General features: G+C 57.9%; 11 protein-coding genes. 6 read left to right on the forward strand and 5 right to left on the reverse strand.

Translation table 11 applies throughout. From position 1 onward, the window contains the following. Window positions 1-75: 75 nt before the first annotated feature. Window positions 76-402, reverse strand: a complete 327-nt coding sequence (gene trxA / locus DXX3274_RS20785; RefSeq protein ID WP_013319859.1) for a thioredoxin TrxA — start codon at window positions 400-402, stop codon at window positions 76-78. 119 nt (window positions 403-521) lie between these two features. On the opposite strand from trxA, the gene rhlB reads away from it, so the two are divergent. The 4 genes from rhlB to DXX3274_RS20805 all read left to right on the forward strand — a co-directional run bounded on the left by rhlB (window position 522) and on the right by DXX3274_RS20805 (window position 7,687). Then, a complete protein-coding gene (gene rhlB, locus DXX3274_RS20790; protein WP_042861468.1) occupies window positions 522-1,808 on the forward strand; it encodes an ATP-dependent RNA helicase RhlB in 1,287 nt (428 codons plus the stop codon). Window positions 1,809-1,815: 7 nt separating this feature from the next. After that, window positions 1,816-3,312, forward strand: coding sequence for a guanosine-5'-triphosphate,3'-diphosphate diphosphatase (gppA, locus tag DXX3274_RS20795; RefSeq protein ID WP_042862251.1), 1,497 nt, complete (start codon window positions 1,816-1,818; stop codon window positions 3,310-3,312). Window positions 3,313-3,690: 378 nt separating this feature from the next. Beyond that, window positions 3,691-5,517 carry a glycosyl hydrolase family 28 protein gene (locus DXX3274_RS20800; RefSeq protein WP_042861469.1) on the forward strand — a complete coding sequence of 609 codons (1,827 nt, stop codon included), beginning with the start codon at window positions 3,691-3,693 and terminating at the stop codon, window positions 5,515-5,517. 361 nt (window positions 5,518-5,878) lie between these two features. Next, window positions 5,879-7,687: a glycosyl hydrolase family 28 protein gene (locus DXX3274_RS20805; RefSeq protein WP_042861470.1), complete on the forward strand. Its 1,809-nt coding sequence runs from the start codon at window positions 5,879-5,881 to the stop codon at window positions 7,685-7,687. A 50-nt stretch (window positions 7,688-7,737) separates the two neighbouring features. On the opposite strand, the gene rep is transcribed toward DXX3274_RS20805, so the two are convergent. Continuing rightward, window positions 7,738-9,762 (reverse strand): DNA helicase Rep, encoded by a 2,025-nt coding sequence (rep, locus tag DXX3274_RS20810; protein ID WP_042861472.1) that lies wholly within the window; start codon window positions 9,760-9,762, stop codon window positions 7,738-7,740. Window positions 9,763-9,928: 166 nt separating this feature from the next. Here rep and ppiC point away from each other — a divergent pair, with 166 nt between their 5' ends. Then, on the forward strand, window positions 9,929-10,228 hold the full coding sequence (ppiC, locus tag DXX3274_RS20815) for a peptidylprolyl isomerase PpiC (RefSeq protein WP_071604003.1): 300 nt from the start codon (window positions 9,929-9,931) through the stop codon (window positions 10,226-10,228). A 31-nt stretch (window positions 10,229-10,259) separates the two neighbouring features. Here the strand turns inward: ppiC and putA are convergent, their stop codons facing one another. Continuing rightward, window positions 10,260-14,237: a trifunctional transcriptional regulator/proline dehydrogenase/L-glutamate gamma-semialdehyde dehydrogenase gene (gene putA / locus DXX3274_RS20820; RefSeq protein WP_042861475.1), complete on the reverse strand. Its 3,978-nt coding sequence runs from the start codon at window positions 14,235-14,237 to the stop codon at window positions 10,260-10,262. 296 nt (window positions 14,238-14,533) lie between these two features. Between putA and putP the strand changes: the two genes are divergently transcribed. Then, window positions 14,534-16,033, forward strand: a complete 1,500-nt coding sequence (putP, locus tag DXX3274_RS20825) for a sodium/proline symporter PutP (protein WP_042861476.1) — start codon at window positions 14,534-14,536, stop codon at window positions 16,031-16,033. Between the two features lie 38 nt (window positions 16,034-16,071). Here the strand turns inward: putP and DXX3274_RS20830 are convergent, their stop codons facing one another. Both DXX3274_RS20830 and ilvC read right to left on the reverse strand, forming a co-directional pair. Then, window positions 16,072-16,473, reverse strand: coding sequence for a hypothetical protein (locus tag DXX3274_RS20830; RefSeq protein WP_238556067.1), 402 nt, complete (start codon window positions 16,471-16,473; stop codon window positions 16,072-16,074). 103 nt (window positions 16,474-16,576) lie between these two features. Further along, window positions 16,577-18,055 (reverse strand): ketol-acid reductoisomerase, encoded by a 1,479-nt coding sequence (ilvC, locus tag DXX3274_RS20835; RefSeq protein WP_038664620.1) that lies wholly within the window; start codon window positions 18,053-18,055, stop codon window positions 16,577-16,579. Window positions 18,056-18,096: the final 41 nt, after the last annotated feature.

The following is an 18,096-nucleotide window of genomic DNA, read 5'->3' on the forward strand; positions in this document are numbered from 1 at the left end:
CCGGTGGGCGTCCAGCGGTCAGAATGAGAAAATCTCATCGTCCGCTGTCGCCCGGGAACTCGAGTGTGTGACAGATTACAGATTGGCGTTCAGGAACTCTTTCAACTGGCCTTTGGACAGCGCGCCCACTTTGGTGGCGGCAACTTCGCCATTCTTGAACAACAGCAGAGTCGGGATACCGCGGATGCCGTATTTCGGCGCAGTAGCCGGGTTTTCATCAATGTTGAGCTTGGCGACCGTCAGCTTACCGTCGAACTCATCGGCGATCTCATCCAGAATCGGAGCAATCATTTTACAGGGACCACACCAGTCAGCCCAAAAATCAACCAGTGTCACATGTTCAGACTGCAATACGTCCGTCTCGAAACTGTCGTCTGTCAGATGAATAATTTTATCGCTCATGTTTTACTCCGCAGGATTATCTCTACCCAGTTGGTGTAGCATTAACCAACTATTAGGTTGACTTTATTTCACTGGATACGCTTTCGTAAAGCAATAGTTAACTGATATTCTACCACGCTATGAGCAAAACACACTTAACCGAACAGAAGTTTTCCGACTTCGCACTGCATCCGCAGGTTATTGAAGCTCTTGAAAATAAAGGCTTTCATAACTGTACGCCCATTCAGGCGCTGGCGTTGCCGCTGACGCTGTCAGGGCGTGACGTGGCGGGCCAGGCGCAAACAGGAACAGGCAAGACGCTGGCGTTTCTGGCGTCTACATTTCATTATTTGCTGACCCACCCCGCTCCTGCCGAACGTCAGACCAATCAACCTCGCGCCCTGATCATGGCGCCGACCCGTGAGCTGGCGGTGCAGATCCATACCGATGCCGAAGCGCTGGCGAAGGCGACCGGTCTGCGGCTGGGGTTGGCGTACGGTGGCGACGGCTACGATAAACAGCTGAAAGTGCTGGAAGACGGCGTCGATATTCTGATCGGCACCACCGGTCGTTTAATCGATTACACCAAGCAGAACCACGTTAATATGGGCGCCATTCAGGTGGTGGTGCTGGACGAAGCCGATCGCATGTACGATCTCGGCTTTATCAAGGACATCCGCTGGCTGTTCCGTCGTATGCCGCCGGCCAATCAGCGCCTGAACATGTTGTTCTCCGCCACCTTATCTTACCGCGTGCGTGAACTGGCGTTCGAACAGATGAACAACGCCGAATACGTCGAAGTGGAACCAGAGCAGAAAACCGGCCATCGCATCAAGGAAGAGCTGTTCTACCCTTCCAATGAAGAAAAGATGCGTCTGATGCAAACGCTTATCGAGGAAGAGTGGCCGGATCGCTGCATCATCTTCGCCAACACCAAGCACCGCTGTGAAGATATCTGGGGTCATCTGGCCGCAGACGGTCATCGCGTCGGCCTGCTGACCGGCGACGTGGCGCAGAAAAAACGGCTGCGCATTCTGGAAGATTTCACCCAGGGCAACCTGGACATTCTGGTGGCGACCGATGTGGCGGCGCGGGGTCTGCATATTCCGTCCGTAACCCACGTATTCAACTACGATCTGCCCGACGATTGCGAAGATTACGTACACCGTATCGGCCGTACCGGTCGCGCCGGCGCCAGCGGTTACTCCATCAGTCTGGCTTGTGAAGAGTACGCGCTGAATTTGCCGGCGATTGAAGACTATATCGGCCATCGTATCCCGGTGAGCAAATACAACAGTGAAGCGCTGTTGACCGACCTGCCGGAACCGAAGCGACTGAGTCGCCCACGTTCCGCCGGCGGCCCGCGTCGCCCTGGCGCGCCTCGCCGCAGCGGCGCGCCCCGTAACAACCGTAAACGACCGGGTTAAGTTGCTGATGCCGAGCTCTTCTTCTCTTTATGCCGCGATCGATTTAGGGTCTAACAGCTTTCACATGCTGGTCGTGCGTGAAGTGGCCGGCAGCGTACAGACGCTGGCGCGCATCAAGCGCAAAGTCCGGCTGGCGGCCGGGCTGGATGCCAGCAACCGCCTTTCGCCGGAAGCGATGCAGCGCGGCTGGCAATGTCTGGCGCTGTTTTCCGAACGATTGCAGGATATTCCGCCGCAGCAGGTACGCGTCGTCGCGACGGCAACGCTAAGGCTGGCGACCAACGCGGACGAATTCCTTGAACGGGCCCGGCAAATTCTGGGCCTGCCGATCCAGGTCATCAGCGGCGAAGAAGAAGCACGGCTTATCTATCAAGGCGTCGCCCATACCACCGGCGGGCCGGAGCAACGGCTGGTGGTGGATATCGGCGGCGGCAGCACCGAGCTGGCGACCGGCACCGGCGCCCACCATACCCAACTGTTCAGCCTGCCGATGGGTTGCGTCACCTGGCTGGAACGCTATTTTACCGACCGCGATCTGACCCAGGCGCATTTTGATCGGGCCGAACAGGCCGCCCGCGAAATGTTGCGCCCGGTGAAGGACATCCTGCGCCAGCAAGGCTGGCAGATTTGCGTCGGCGCATCCGGCACGGTGCAGGCGCTACAGGAAATCATGGTGGCGCAGGGGATGGATGAATACATCACCCTCGGCAAACTGCGCCAACTGCAACAACGCGCGATTCAGTGCAGCAAGCTGGAAGAGCTGGAAATCGAAGGGCTGACGCTGGAGCGGGCGCTGGTGTTTCCCAGCGGCCTGTCGATTCTGCTGGCTGTCTTTCAGGAACTGGAGATCGGTTCCATGACGCTGGCGGGCGGCGCGCTGCGGGAAGGGCTGGTCTACGGCATGCTGCATCTGCCGATTGAGCAGGACATTCGTTACCGCACGCTGCAAAACCTGCAACGCCGCTACCTGCTGGATAGCGAACAGGCTCAGCGGGTCAGGCTGCTGGCGGACAACTTTCTGCAACAGGTGGCGCGCGACTGGCAGTTGGATGGCCGATGTCGGGAGTTACTGGGCAGCGCCTGTCTGATCCATGAAATCGGCCTGAGCGTCGATTTTCGTCAGGCGCCGTTGCATGCGGCCTATCTGGTCCGCAACAGCGATCTTCCCGGCTTCACGCCCGCCCAGAAAAAGTTACTGGCGACACTCCTGCAAAACCAGAGCAACACTATCGACCCCATCCCGCTGACCCAACAAAACGCCCTGCCGGTCAATCTGGCGCAACGGCTTTGCCGCCTGCTGCGCCTGGCGATTATCTTTGCCAGCCGCCGCCGCGACGACACGCTGCCGGCAGTCAGGCTGCGGGTGGAAGGGGAAAGTCTGCGCGTCATTCTGCCCGCCGGCTGGCTTGACCAGCATCCTCTGAGAACCGAGACCCTGTCGCAGGAAAGCCTGTGGCAGAGCTATGTTCACTGGCCACTCATCATCGAAGAACATACTGTCTGAGCGCTGATCATAAAAATGGTATACCTGGCATACTTAAAATGGCAGGCGCATTAGCAGTTCTCACGTTCCAGCCGCTTACCCGGATTGGCTCAGTTGCCGCGTTGCAAGGCTCGTATGAGCCTTGTCCTGAAGGACCAACGCACTGCATTGTTCAAAACACCAATGTTTTGTCCTGAAACTCGAATTATTTTGGGCGTATAACGCAAAAAGGGGTAACAATTGCTTACCCCTGACCTTCGTTTCTGTGGCTATTTTTTGATCGATTCTGGGAAAAAGAAACGCATCCGCATTGTTATCAAACCGCATTTCTTAAAAAGACGTTTTCCCGGATGGACTACTCTCACCACAACCCGGTATCGATCACATTAAGGGAAACAGATGAAAAAGCTCAGATTTTCGCGGCGATACGCTCTGGCGTTACCGCTTTCAGCGTGCCTGATGATCGGCAAGGCTCCAGCAATGCCGGTAGCCAATCAATCCCCCCCGACCCTACAAGCAATTATACCTTCCAGCGACGATCACAGCGTAGTACTGGTGTGGGATGCGCCGGAAGAGACGTCCGCGATTTCCGATTATCAGGTTTATCAAAATGGTCAATCCATCGGGCTAGCCAGTGAAAATAACGCACAGAACTCACCAGCGACCCCCTATATCAACACGTTCTATAAAAACGATACCAGCAATTTTCATCACCGAATCGTGATACAAAGCGCGAAAATCAGCGGGCTTCAACCTAGCACCCATTACTCGTTTACGGTACGGGCCAACTATGTCGACGGTAGTACGTCAGCCGACAGCAACACCGTAAACGTGTCCACCACCGCGACGCCGCAGGTGATTGATATCACTCAGTACGGAGCCAAAGGGGATGGTACGACGTTGAACACCAGCGCTATCCAGCAAGCCATTAACGCCTGCCCGCCAGGCGGCAAAGTTGACGTGCCGGCCGGCGTCTTCAAAACCGGCGCGTTGTGGCTAAAGAGTGATATGACGCTGGATCTGGAACAGGGCGCCACGTTACTCGGCTCCGAAAATGCCGCGGATTATCCCGGCACCTACACCATTGGCAAAAACTCCACAGAAATGCGGCCAGCTTCACTGCTGAATGTCACTGATAAAACCAGTTCCAAAGCCGGAGCATTTGAAAACATCCGCATTGTCGGCAAAGGCATGATTGATGGCAACGGTTGGAAACGTGGCGCGGATACCAGTGATGAACTCGGCAACACGCTGCCGCAGTACATATATAGCGATAATACGAAAGTCAGTCAGGACGGCATTCTGGCGAAAAATCAGGTAGAGGCGGCGCTGGCAAAAGGTATCGACCGCAAAGCCGCCTACAGTCAGTATCGTTCCAGTTTGATCTCGCTACGCGACGCCAATAACGTCTATATCGCTGATATCACCATCCGCAACCCGGCAAACCACGGCATCGTGTTCATGAAAAGCCAGAATGTCACCGAGAACGGCGTCATTCACCAGACGTTTAACGCTGATAACGGCGATGGGGTGGAGTTCAGCAACAGTCAAAACATCATGGTGCTCAACAGCGTGTTCGATACTGGCGATGACTGCATCAACTTCGCGGCGGGCATCGGACAAGCAGCCAGTAAACAACAGCCGACCCAAAATGCCTGGCTGTTCAACAACTACTTCCGACATGGTCACGGCGCGGTTGTGATGGGCAGCCATACCGGTGCCGGCATTGCCAACGTCACGGCGGAAAACAACGTGATGAACCAGACCAATATCGGCCTGCGAGCCAAAAGTTCGCCAGATATCGGCGGCGGCGCGCACGACATCGTATTTCGGAATAACGCAATGGAAAACCTGGCGATACAGGCAATTATCGTCACGCTGAATTACGTGGACCCTAACAGCACGTCAACCTATACCCCAGCCAGCGAGCCTGCGCACTTTTACGGCTTTAACGTCAAAAACATTACGGTCAAAAATATCGACGGCGCCAGCACCAGTCCGTCAATTCAGATTGAGGGCAGCGACGCCAGGACGGTCTGGAACAGTCAATTTAATTTCTGCGATATGAAGCTTGACGGTGTTATGCCAACGGCGATCAGCTATCTGAAAGACAGTCAATTCAATAACCTGACCTTCAGCAACCTGCGTGCAGGGGATTCACCCTGGAAGTTCGGTGCGGTGGAAAACGTGACCGTAGATGGTCAGATCGTTACGCCAACGCCTTAATGCTAAAAAACGAAAATACGTCACGCCGGGTGAACAAGCCCGGCGTTTTTCTTTGACCGTTAACACGGGGTTGTCTTTTTAACGCCATACCTCCGTGTTCCCCCGCTATGGATGAAAACGTCCGCGACCACAATCCCCGACGCAGGCTATATACCCCGGCGGTATCGTAAAAAAACGCCATTGAGGTACGACACAGGTAACAATTGGTAACTTCGTTATCAAATTTCCTTTGCCAATATGTGATCGCTTCCGGGGAAAAAAAATACGACATGTATTTTTATAAAACACTGTTTCGAAAACAAACCGTATCTCGTCCGGATAAAACACATTAATCAATTTAAAAGAGAACTAAGGAACAAGGATGGAAGCCATCACATTTTCACGTCGATCTGTTCTGGCATCGATGGTAGCAGCATGTCTAATGAGTACATCTGCGCTGGCGGCAACGACGCAGGCGCCGCAAAAACTCCAGGTCCCCACGCTGTCTTATGACGACCATAGCGTAGCGCTGGTCTGGGACGCGCCGGAAGACACATCCGCCATCACCGATTACCAGATTTATCAGAACGGCCAGCTTGTCGGGCTCGCCAGCCAGAATAATGACAAGAACTCACCGGCCAAACCATACATCAGCGCGTTTTACAAAAATGACACCAGCAATTTTCACCACCGGATTGTCGTGCAAAACGCCAAAATCGACGGTCTGAAAGCCAAGACCGACTACCAGTTTACTGTCCGGGCGGTCTATGCCGATGGCACGACGTCAGCCGACAGCAACGCGGTTACCGTCACCACTACGGCTACACCGCAGGTGATCAACATCACCCAGTATGGCGCCAAAGGCGACGGCTCCACGCTCAATACCAACGCCATCCAGAAAGCCATTAACGCCTGCCAGGTCGGCTGCCGCATTGACGTTCCGGCGGGGGTATTCAAGACTGGCGCGCTGTGGCTGAAAAGCGACATGACGCTGAATCTGTTACAGGGTGCGACATTGCTCGGCTCCGACAATGCGGCGGATTACCCTGACGCCTACCAGATTTACAGCTATTCGTCTCAGATGCGCCCGGCCTCGTTGATCAACGCCATTGATAAAACCAACTCCGCCGTCGGGACGTTTAAAAACATCCGTATCGTCGGCAAAGGCACCATCGACGGTAACGGCTGGAAACGTAGCGCTGACGCCAAAGATGAACTGGGCAATAGCCTGCCGCAGTACGTGAAGAGCGATAATAGCAAAGTCAGCAAAGACGGCATTCTGGCGAAAAACCAGGTGGCGGCCGCCGTCGCCAACGGCATGGACACCAAAACCGCCTACAGCCAGCGCCGCTCCAGCCTGATCACCCTACGCGGCGTCCAAAACGTCTATGTCGCCGACGTCACCATCCGCAATCCGGCCAACCACGGCATCATGTTCCTGGAAAACCACAATGTGGTTGAAAACGGCGTCATCCATCAGACCTTTGACGCCAACAACGGCGACGGCGTCGAATTCGGCAACAGCCAGAACATCATGGTGTTTAACAGCGTGTTCGATACCGGGGACGACAGCATCAATTTTGCCGCCGGCATGGGGCAAGCGGCCCAGAATCAGGAACCGTCGCAAAACGCCTGGTTGTTCAATAACTACTTCCGCCATGGTCATGGCGCGGTGGTATTAGGCAGCCATACCGGCGCGGGTATCGTCGACGTGCTGGCTGAAAACAACGTGATAAGCCAGAACGACGTCGGCCTGCGCGCCAAGAGCGCCCCTGTCATCGGCGGCGGCGCGCATGGCATCGTTTTCCGCAACAGCGCGATAAAAAATCTGGCTAAACAGGCAGTGATCGTGACCTTAAGCTACACGGACAGCAACGGCACCATCGACTATACACCGGCCAAAGTGCCTGCCCGTTTCTATGACTTTACCGTCAAAAACGTCACCGTGCAGGACAGCACCGGCAAGAGCCCGTCTATTGAAATCACCGGTGACAGCAGCAAAGGGATCTGGCACAGCCAGTTTGCGTTCAGCAACATAAAACTCAGCGGCGTGATGCCCACCGCGATAAACGATCTGAGCGACAGCCAGTTCAACAACCTAACGTTCAGTAATCTGCGCAGCGGCTCCTCGCCGTGGAAATTCGGCACGGTGAAGAATGTCACCGTGGATGGCAAAATCGTTACGCCCTGACCAGTAGCGATCCTTACGCCGGGCCGCCGCGCCCGGCGTATTTTCCTTCCTCACTCTTTGTCTCTGGCCTTCGCCAACTGGGCGCGCAGGTTAGCCAGATGGTTCTGCCCTTTCTGCATCCGCTCCTGCGGGCTGGCGACCTTGCGTTCGCTTTCCCACATCACATCGTCCTGCGGCAACTCCAGCAGAAAACGGCTCGGCTCCGGGCGAATCAACTCACCGTACTGCCGCCGCTCGCGGCACAGGGTGAAGGTCAGCTCTTTCTGCGCGCGGGTAATGCCCACGTAAGCCAGACGCCGTTCCTCGTCGACATTATCCTCGTCGATGCTGGTCTGATGCGGCAGTAGCCCTTCCTCCATCCCCACCAGATACACATACGGGAACTCTAGCCCCTTGGAAGCGTGCAGCGTCATCAATTGCACCTGATCCAGCTCTTCTTCAGCTTCGTTGCGTTCCATCATGTCGCGCAGGGTAAACCGGGTCACCACCTGAGTCAGCGTCATCGGTTCGTCAAGGTCGCTGCCTTCCAGCATTTCCGTCATCCAGGTAAACAATGTATTGACGTTTTTCATGCGCATTTCCGCCGCTTTCGGGCTCGGCGAGGTTTCGTACAACCAGCTTTCGTAATCCAGACCGTGGATCAGATCGCGCACCGCCTTCACCGGCTCCTGCTCCGCCAGTCGGGCTATCTCGCCTATCCACTGGGTGAAACGCTGCAATGACTCCAGCCCGCGCCCGCTCAGGGTCTGGCTCAACCCCATGTCGAAGCTGGCGTTAAACAGGCTGCGATTACGCTGATTGGCCCATTCGCCCAGCTTCTGTAGCGTCGCCGGGCCGATTTCGCGCTTCGGCGTATTTACGATGCGCAAAAACGCGCTGTCGTCTTCCGGGTTGGTCAGCACGCGCAAATAAGCCAGCAAATCCTTGATTTCCGGTCGGGAGAAAAACGACGTACCGCCGGAAATGCGATAAGGAATGCGGTTTTGCATCAGCACTTTTTCAAACAACCGTGACTGATGGTTGCCGCGATAGAGAATAGCGTAGTCGCCGTACTGGGTTTTCCGGATGAAGTGATGGGCAATCAGTTCCCCCACCACCCGCTCGGCTTCGTGGTCTTCGTTATTGGCGGTGATGATTTTCAGCTCTTCGCCATAGCCCAGTTCGGAGTAAAGCCGCTTTTCGAACACGTGCGGGTTGTTGGCGATGAGGATATTGGCGGCCTTGAGAATACGGCCGGAAGAACGGTAATTCTGCTCCAGCTTAATGACCTGCAACTGCGGGAAATCCTGCTGCAACAGCGACAGGTTCTGCGGGCGGGCGCCGCGCCAGGAGTAAATCGACTGGTCGTCATCGCCCACCACGGTAAAACGCGCCCGGCTGCCCACCAGCAGCTTCACCAGCTCGTACTGACTGGTGTTGGTGTCCTGATACTCGTCCACCAGCAGATAGCGCAGGCGGTTCTGCCAGCGTTCACGCACCTCTTCATTACGTTTGAGCAGCAACGTCGGCAACAGGATCAGGTCATCAAAGTCCAGCACGTTGCAGGCGCGCAGATGCTCGTCATACAGGCGGTAGCAATGCGCGAACAAGCGGTCCCGTTCCGAGCGCGCCAGCGCCGCCGCCTGTGCCGGGTCAATCAGGTCGTTTTTCCAGTTGGACAGGGCGGATACCAGCTGTTGCAGCAAGTCTTTGTCATTCTGCAGCCATAGCTCGGTCAGTTCTTTCAGCAGCGCCATCTGATCCTGATCGTCAAACAGCGAAAAGTTGGATTTCATGCCCAGCGCGGCGTATTCGCGCTTGATGATCTCCAGCCCCAACGTATGGAAGGTGGCGATCAACAGACCGCGGGTTTCCTGACGCCCCAGCGTCTGCGCCACACGCTCCTTCATCTCCCGCGCGGCCTTGTTGGTAAAAGTCACCGCGGCGATATGGCGCGCCTGATAACCGCAGCCGCGGATCAGGTGCGCGATTTTCTGGGTAATCACCCGGGTTTTGCCGGATCCCGCCCCGGCCAGTACCAGACAGGGACCGGTCACAAATTCAACGGCGTGTTGTTGGCTGGGATTCATGCGCATGGTGTTTGGTGCTCGACGTTCAAACGGAAAGGGATGATAACAGAAGAGGATTGTAGCAAAAGTCAGGGCCAGGGCGAGGATCCGTTAGCCCGCTTCTGAACGCGCCACGCATTTCCTTTCCTGATGAGGGGGTGCTAGGCTGTGCCTTGTAACATCAGCTTTCCCTTTGCTCAAGGAGCGTACTATGGCAAATACCGCGGCAGCATTGCACATTCTGGTGGAGACTGAACAACAGGCCACCGATCTTCTGGCTCAACTGGAAAAGGGAGCGGATTTTCAGCAGTTGGCAAAAAAACATTCAACCTGCCCGTCAAAACGTAACGGCGGCGATTTGGGAGAATTCCGCAAAGGCGACATGGTGCCGGATTTTGATAAAGCGGTGTTTTCCTGCGAACTGCTCAAACCCTTCGGCCCGGTCAAAACCCAGTTCGGCTACCACATTATCAAGGTGCTATACCGTAACTGAGAAAAGGCGGCGAATGCCGCCTTTTTAGACATTATCCAATAGTCATCAGGCTGGCATTGCCGCCGGCCGCGGCGGTGTTGATGCTCAGCGATCGCTCGATCAGCAGCCGTTCCAGCGTAATACCGGTTTCCCCTCGCGCCAGCCCCTGAATACCGACAATCGTACCGTCGCGCTGCGCCAGTTGTTCGCTCAAATGACGCAACTGATCGGCATCGCCGTGAAAAATCGCGGCGTCAAACCGGCTGTCGTCCGTCGCCCCGTCACGGCAGAACGCCACTCGCGCCTGAACCTCGGCAGGCAATTGACGATGCAGCGACCGCCGTTCGGGCGTATCGATCCACAGCGCCCGGCTGCCTGCCGCCAGCACCGCCGCCAGTTGCACCAGCGCGTCATCGTCGTTATCCGCCACGCACAGCACCTGCTCACGCGGCAACAGCGTATAGGTATCACGCTCGCCGGTGGGACCGGGCAACACCCGCACAGTGCCGCTCTGCGTCAGCTCGGCATAACGCCGGCAGCATGAAACCAGCGCGTCACGCTGGGTTTGCCGCGCCCAGGCTTCCAGCGTCTGCAATCCCTTCAGCAGCGGCTGGCGCGCGGCGACATCCGCCGGGCGCTCGCTGTCCTGACGGGCCAGCGCCTGTATCGCCGCGTCATCCGGACGGTGCGACAGCAGCCGACAGAGATAGAGCGGCCCGCCCGCTTTCGGCCCGGTGCCGGACAGCCCTTCGCCGCCGAACGGCTGCACGCCGACCACCGCCCCGACCATATTACGGTTCACGTACAGATTGCCGACCTTCGCCTGGCTGGTTACCCGGTTAATCGTCTCGTCGATACGGGTATGCAGGCCGAGCGTGAGCCCATAACCGGCGGCGTTGATTTGCCCGATAAGCGCATCCAGCTGATTACGGGAGTAACGCACCACATGCAGCACTGGGCCGAACACTTCCTGCCGCAGCTCCTCCACGCTCTCCAGTTCGATCAACGTCGGCGGGATGAAATGCCCGCGCGTCCACTCCTGCTCGTCCTGGCCGTTCGGCCACGCCGCCTGAAACACCGGCCGCCCCTTCGCTCGCAGAGTCTGAATGTGGCGCTCAATCCGCTGTTTCGCCTCGGCGTCAATCAGCGGCCCGATGTCGGTGGAAAGCCGCTCCGGGTTGCCCATGCGGCACTCCGCCATCGCACCGCGCAACATCGTCAGCGTTTTCTCCGCCACCTCTTCCTGCACGCACAGCAGCCGCAGAGCGGAGCAGCGCTGACCGGCGCTGTCGAACGCCGAGGTCACCACATCCGTCACCACCTGCTCGGTGAGCGCTGAAGAATCGACAATCATCGCGTTCATGCCGCCGGTTTCGGCGATAAGCGGCGTGGTGCGCCCCTGCGGGTCGAGCCGACCGGCCAGCGTTCGCTGCAACTGTGCGGCAACGGCGGTAGACCCGGTAAACATCACGCCCCGCACCCGTTCGTCGCCGACCAGCGCCGCGCCCACGGTTTCGCCGGCGCCCGGCAGCAATTGCAGCGCGCCGACCGGCACCCCGGCATCGTGCAGAATCTGCACCGCCTGCGCGGCAATCAGCGGAGTTTGCTCCGCCGGTTTGGCCAGCACGCTGTTGCCGGCCGCCAGCGCCGCCGCTATCTGACCGGTAAAAATCGCCAGTGGGAAGTTCCACGGGCTGATGCACACCACCGGGCCCAGCGGGCGATAGTCATGATTGTTAAACGTCTCGCTGACCTGAGCCGCGTAGTAACGCAGGAAATCCACCGCTTCGCGCACCTCCGCCACCGCGTTCGCCAGCGTCTTACCCGCCTCGCGCATCAGCAACCCCAGCAGGTGCTGCTGCTGGCTTTCCAGCAGATCGGCGGCGCGCGACAGAATCGCCGCCCGCTCGGCCGCCGGCGTGGCGAACCAGATATCGCCGGCGCTGACCGCCTGCTCCAGCGCTAGCGCAATCGCCTGTGGTTGTGCCTCGCGCACATGCCCCACCACGTCGCGCGGTTCAGCCGGGTTGATCACCGGTCTGCTATCGCCGCCGGTATCATCGTCTACGGCCAGCATCGGTTGCGCCTGCCACGAGCGGGCGGCGCTGGTCAGTAGTGCGCTGGACAGCGACGCCAGCCGGTGCTCGCTGGACAAATCCAGCCCGCTGGCATTACGCCGCCCCTTGCCATACAACGCGCGCGGCAACGGAATGCGCGGATGCGGCTGTCCGACCCGCTCTTCACGCGCCGCCAGCGCTTCCGTTTCGCTTACCGGGTCGGCCACCAACGTTTCCAGCGCCACCGACGGATCGGCAATCCGATTGACAAACGAGGTGTTGGCGCCGTTTTCCAGCAAACGGCGCACCAGATAGGCCAGCAGCGTTTCATGGGTGCCGACCGGCGCATAAATCCGGCACGGGCGGTTCAGTTTACCGTCCGACACCTTGCCCACCACCTGCTCATACAGGGGTTCGCCCATGCCGTGCAGGCACTGAAATTCATACTGACCCGGATAGTAGTTGTTACCCGCCAGATGGTAGATAGCGCTGAGCGTATGGGCGTTGTGGGTGGCGAACTGCGGGTAGATCAGGTTCGGTGCCGCCAGCAGGCGGCGAGCGCAGGCCAGATAGGAAACATCGGTGTACAACTTGCGGGTGTACACCGGATAGCCTTCCAGCCCGTCCATCTGTGCGCGCTTGATTTCGCTGTCCCAGTAGGCGCCTTTAACCAGCCGAATCATCAACCGTCGCTGGCTGCGGCGCGCCAGATCGATCAGCGCGTCAATCACGAACGGACAGCGTTTCTGATAAGCCTGAATCACAAAACCGATGCCGTTCCATCCCGCCAATCGGGGTTCGAAACACAGACGTTCCAGTAAATCGAGGGACAGTTCCAGCCGGTCGGCCTCTTCGGCATCGATGTTGATGCCGATGTCGTATTGCCGCGCCAGCAGCGTCAGCGACAGCAGGCGCGGATAAAGCTCGTCCATCACCCGTTCGTACTGCGCCCGGCCGTAACGCGGATGCAGCGCCGACAGTTTGATGGAGATACCCGGCCCTTCATAAATTCCGCGCCCGCTGGCGGCTTTGCCGATGGCGTGAATCGCCTGCTGGTAGGAGGTTAAATACGCCTCGGCGTCATCGGCGGTCAGCGCCGCCTCGCCCAGCATATCGTAGGAATAGCGGAAACCACGCTCTTCCAGCTTGCGGGCATTCGCCAGCGCCTCGGCGATAGTTTCCCCGGTCACGAACTGCTCGCCCATCAGCCGCATCGCCATGTCCACGCCCTTGCGCACCAGCGGTTCGCCGCTTTTGCTGATGATACGGTTAAGCGCGCCGGACAGATGGGATTCGTTGTGAGTGGCAACCAGCTTACCGGTGACCAGCAACCCCCAGGCAGCGGCGTTGACGAACAACGAGGCGCTGCGCCCGACGTGCGACTGCCAGTTGCCGTTACTGATTTTGTCGCGAATCAACGCATCCCGCGTGGGTTTGTCCGGAATGCGCAGCAGCGCTTCCGCCAGACACATCAACGCCACCCCTTCCTGCGACGACAGCGAAAATTCCTGCAGCAGACTTTGCACCATGCCGGCGCGTCCGCCGCTGTTTTTCTGTCCGCGTAATTTTTCTGCCAGCCCGGCCGCCAGCGTGCTGGCGGCGTGCGACATGGCCTCCGGCATCCGCGCCTGTTCCAGCAGCATCGGCACCATTTCCGACTCCGGCCGTCGGTACGCGGCGGTGATCGCGGAGCGCAGCACCGACTGCGGCAACACCTGTTCAGCGAAGTCCAAAAACGGTTGATGGGTTTCTTCTTGCGGCGATTGCGGCATAATCTCTGCCGCCTCAATCGGGTCCAGTCCGATCGGGGAAGGAATTTCAGGGGTGTCCGCACCACTTTCAAGGCGGTCGAGATAGCTGAAAATGGCCTGTTTAATCAGCCAGTGCGGCGTGCGATCAATACGCTGCGCCGCGGCTTTGAGACGCTCGCGCGTGGCCTCATCGAGCTTGACGCCCATGGTGGTGGTGCCCATATCCGCTCCTGTTATAAGAAAGTTATGTTGGAAAGCAGGACCACTATCAGGCAGGTTGCAACTTTGTGCAACCTTGTTAAAAAATACGCTTTTCATCATATCGCAGCCCGTTTTTCTGATCGGATCGTCCGTTGTTCCGGCAAAACAGGTAAGGTTGATCCTTGCCGTTGCCCAACTGTCAGATGAAAGGTGCAACCTGTAGTTACTAAACCGAATCCGCAACCGCGCTGGCAGGCCGAATCGTTCCCGGCCACCGGTGCGCAGGACTGACGGATCTCATCACAATGGAGAACACAATGACGACGATGAGCACACCCTTGCTGGTCACCTTTCTGGTGTACATCTTCGGGATGGTGTTGATCGGCCTGATGGCCTATCGCGCCACCAACAACTTCGGCGACTATATTCTGGGTGGCCGCCGCATGGGGAGCGTGGTCACCGCGTTGTCCGCCGGCGCGTCCGACATGAGCGGCTGGCTGCTGATGGGGCTGCCGGGCGCGGTGTTTCTGTCCGGCATTTCTGAAAGCTGGATTGCTATCGGCCTGACCATCGGCGCCTACCTGAACTGGACCTGGGTAGCCGGGCGCCTGCGGGTGCACACCGAAGTGAACCATAACGCCCTGACGCTGCCGGACTATTTCAGCCATCGCTTTGAAGATAAAAGCAAATTGCTGCGGGTGATTTCAGCGCTGGTGATTCTGGTGTTTTTCACCATTTATTGCGCTTCCGGCATCGTGGCGGGCGCCCGCCTGTTCGAAAGCACCTTCGGCATGAGCTACGACACTGCGCTGTGGGCCGGCGCCGTGGCCACCATCGCCTACACCTTTATCGGCGGCTACCTGGCGGTCAGTTGGACCGACACCGTACAGGCCAGCCTGATGATTTTCGCGCTGATTCTCACGCCGGTGATCGTCATTCTGTCGGTGGGCGGCATCACGCCGTCGCTGGCGGTAATCGAAGGCAAGAACCCGGCCAATCTGGATATGTTCAAGGGGCTGGACACCGTCGCTATTCTGTCGCTGCTGGGCTGGGGGCTGGGCTACTTCGGTCAGCCGCATATTCTGGCGCGTTTCATGGCGGCGGACTCACACCACACTATCCGCAATGCCCGTCGTATCAGTATGACCTGGATGGTGCTCTGTCTGGCCGGCGCCGTCACCGTCGGTTTCTTCGGTATCGCCTACTTCACCGGTAATCCCGATCAGGCAGGCAATGTCAGCCAAAATGGCGAGCGGGTGTTTATCGAACTGGCGCGCCTGCTGTTCAATCCGTGGATCGCCGGCGTGCTGCTGTCGGCCATTTTGGCGGCGGTGATGAGCACGCTGAGCTGCCAGTTACTGGTCTGTTCCAGCGCCATCACCGAAGATCTGTACAAACCGTTCCTGCGCAAAAACGCCAGCCAGAAAGAGTTGGTGTGGGTCGGCCGCGCGATGGTGCTGCTGGTGTCGGTGATCGCCATTGCGCTGGCGGTGAACCCGGAAAATCGGGTACTGGGGCTGGTCAGCTACGCCTGGGCAGGATTTGGCGCCGCGTTCGGTCCGGTGATTCTGATTTCCCTGCTGTGGCCGCGTATGACCCGCAATGGCGCGCTGGTCGGTATGCTGGTCGGCGCCGCCACGGTCATCATCTGGAAACAGTACGGCTGGCTGAATCTGTATGAAATCATCCCCGGTTTCCTGCTGTCTTGCGCCGCGATTGTGGTCGTCAGCCTGCTGGGCCGCGCGCCGTCCGCCACGGTGACCGAGCGTTTCCATCAGGCCGAACGGGAATTTAAATCTGCGCCGGCGGATGCCTGATCCCCTGACGACAACACGGCCCGAACCATCGGGCCGTATTATCGGTGAGTCACGGTAATGCGGGTTTTCAATGTTTCGTAACCGCCGTGAAGCCGAATGCGGTTATCCAACCGATACACATCGCCGGTCACGTTAATCACCAGTACGCCATCCTGCATACGGATATCCGCGTCGCGGCTGTTAGTCTTGAGCACGTCCCTCGCTTCCCCGCCGTTCACGCTGACGGTATACCGATAGATAAACCCCACTGTCGCCCCGCCGCTGTCGAGCTGGAGAATATTTACCGTGACGTTATCTTCAAGCTGGTATTGCCGCACCAGACTGTAGTCATCATCCGACCAATAGAGAAAAGCCAAAAACACCACGATCAAAGCGGCGGCAGCGACCGTCAGCCGCGGCGACGAGAAAGAAAACGCCTTACTCACCTTTGTTGTTCGCATAACTCGCCTTTGACGTATGCGGCTGATTAACCGACGCTCGGATGCATAAAAAAACGGGGCGCCATCTGCGCCCCGTTCTGCTATGCGATAGGTGTTAATGGCCTTAGCCAGCCACCGCAATGCGTTTCATGTCGGTCATGTAGCCACGCAGTTTCTTACCGATGACTTCGATCGGGTGGTTGCGGATAGCGTCGTTCACGTCACGCAGCTGGGCGTTATCCACGCTGGTCGCGGCTACCGGTTTGCCCAGGTCGCCCGGCTGCAGGCTGTCCATGAACGCGCCTTTCAGCAACGGAACAGCAGCGTTGGCGAACAGGTAGTTACCGTATTCAGCGGTATCGGAGATCACCACGTTCATTTCATACAGACGCTTACGGGCGATGGTGTTGGCGATCAGCGGCAGTTCGTGCAGCGACTCGTAGTAAGCCGACTCTTCGATAATGCCGGAGCTAACCATGGTTTCGAACGCCAGTTCCACGCCGGCTTTTACCATCGCGATCATCAGTACGCCGTTGTCGAAGTATTCCTGCTCGCCGATTTTGCCGTCAAACTGCGGCGCGTTTTCAAACGCGGTTTTGCCGGTTTCTTCACGCCAGGTCAGCAGTTTCACGTCGTCGTTGGCCCAGTCGGCCATCATACCGCTGGAGAACGCGCCGGAAATGATGTCGTCCATGTGTTTCTGGAACAGCGGCGCCATGATGCCTTTCAGTTGTTCAGACAGGGCGAAAGCGCGCAGTTTAGCCGGGTTGGACAGACGGTCCATCATCAGGGTGATGCCGCCCTGCTTCAGCGCTTCGGTGATGGTTTCCCAGCCGAACTGAATCAGTTTTTCCGCGTAAGCCGGGTCAACGCCTTCTGCAACCAGCTTGTCGAAGCTCAGCAGCGAACCGGCCTGCAGCATGCCGCACAGAATGGTCTGCTCACCCATCAGGTCGGATTTCACTTCCGCCACGAAAGATGACTCCAGCACGCCCGCACGGTGACCACCGGTCGCAGCGGCCCAGGCTTTGGCGATCGCCATGCCTTCGCCTTTCGGGTCGTTTTCCGGGTGAACGGCGACAAGCGTCGGCACGCCGAAACCACGTTTGTACTCTTCACGCACTTCGGTGCCCGGGCACTTCGGCGCCACCATCACTACGGTGATGTCTTTACGAACCTGCTCGCCCACTTCGACGATGTTGAAGCCGTGGGAGTAACCCAGCGCCGCGCCCTGTTTCATCAGCGGCTGCACAGCCTGTACCACAGCGGAGTGCTGTTTGTCCGGCGTCAGGTTAACCACCAGGTCCGCCTGCGGAATCAGTTCTTCATAGGTGCCGACTTTAAAGCCGTTTTCGGTAGCCTTGCGCCATGACGCGCGTTTTTCGGCGATAGCTTCGGCACGCAGGGCGTAGGCGATATCCAGACCGGAATCGCGCATGTTCAGACCCTGGTTCAAACCCTGAGCGCCGCATCCCACGATGACCACTTTTTTGCCTTTCAGATAGCTGGCTTCATCGGCGAATTCATCGCGGCCCATGAAACGGCACTTGCCCAGTTGCGCCAGCTGCTGACGCAGGTTCAGTGTATTGAAGTAATTGGCCATGAGGCGTGCTCCATCTGATATTGTGTTTGTGTTTGCTTTAT

The sequence above is a fragment of the Dickeya sp. NCPPB 3274 genome, from assembly GCF_000406205.1.
Classification (GTDB): Bacteria; Pseudomonadota; Gammaproteobacteria; order Enterobacterales; family Enterobacteriaceae; genus Dickeya; species Dickeya fangzhongdai.

Coding starts and splice junctions, on each gene's coding strand:
- DXX3274_RS20805 (WP_042861470.1), top strand. CDS start 5,879: ATGGAAGCCATCACATTTTCACGTCGATCTGTTCTGGCATCGATGGTA.
- trxA (WP_013319859.1), bottom strand. CDS start 402: ATGAGCGATAAAATTATTCATCTGACAGACGACAGTTTCGAGACGGAC.
- gppA (WP_042862251.1), top strand. CDS start 1,816: ATGCCGAGCTCTTCTTCTCTTTATGCCGCGATCGATTTAGGGTCTAAC.
- ilvC (WP_038664620.1), bottom strand. CDS start 18,055: ATGGCCAATTACTTCAATACACTGAACCTGCGTCAGCAGCTGGCGCAA.
- DXX3274_RS20800 (WP_042861469.1), top strand. CDS start 3,691: ATGAAAAAGCTCAGATTTTCGCGGCGATACGCTCTGGCGTTACCGCTT.
- putP (WP_042861476.1), top strand. CDS start 14,534: ATGACGACGATGAGCACACCCTTGCTGGTCACCTTTCTGGTGTACATC.
- rep (WP_042861472.1), bottom strand. CDS start 9,762: ATGCGCATGAATCCCAGCCAACAACACGCCGTTGAATTTGTGACCGGT.
- DXX3274_RS20830 (WP_238556067.1), bottom strand. CDS start 16,473: ATGCGAACAACAAAGGTGAGTAAGGCGTTTTCTTTCTCGTCGCCGCGG.
- putA (WP_042861475.1), bottom strand. CDS start 14,237: ATGGGCACCACCACCATGGGCGTCAAGCTCGATGAGGCCACGCGCGAG.
- rhlB (WP_042861468.1), top strand. CDS start 522: ATGAGCAAAACACACTTAACCGAACAGAAGTTTTCCGACTTCGCACTG.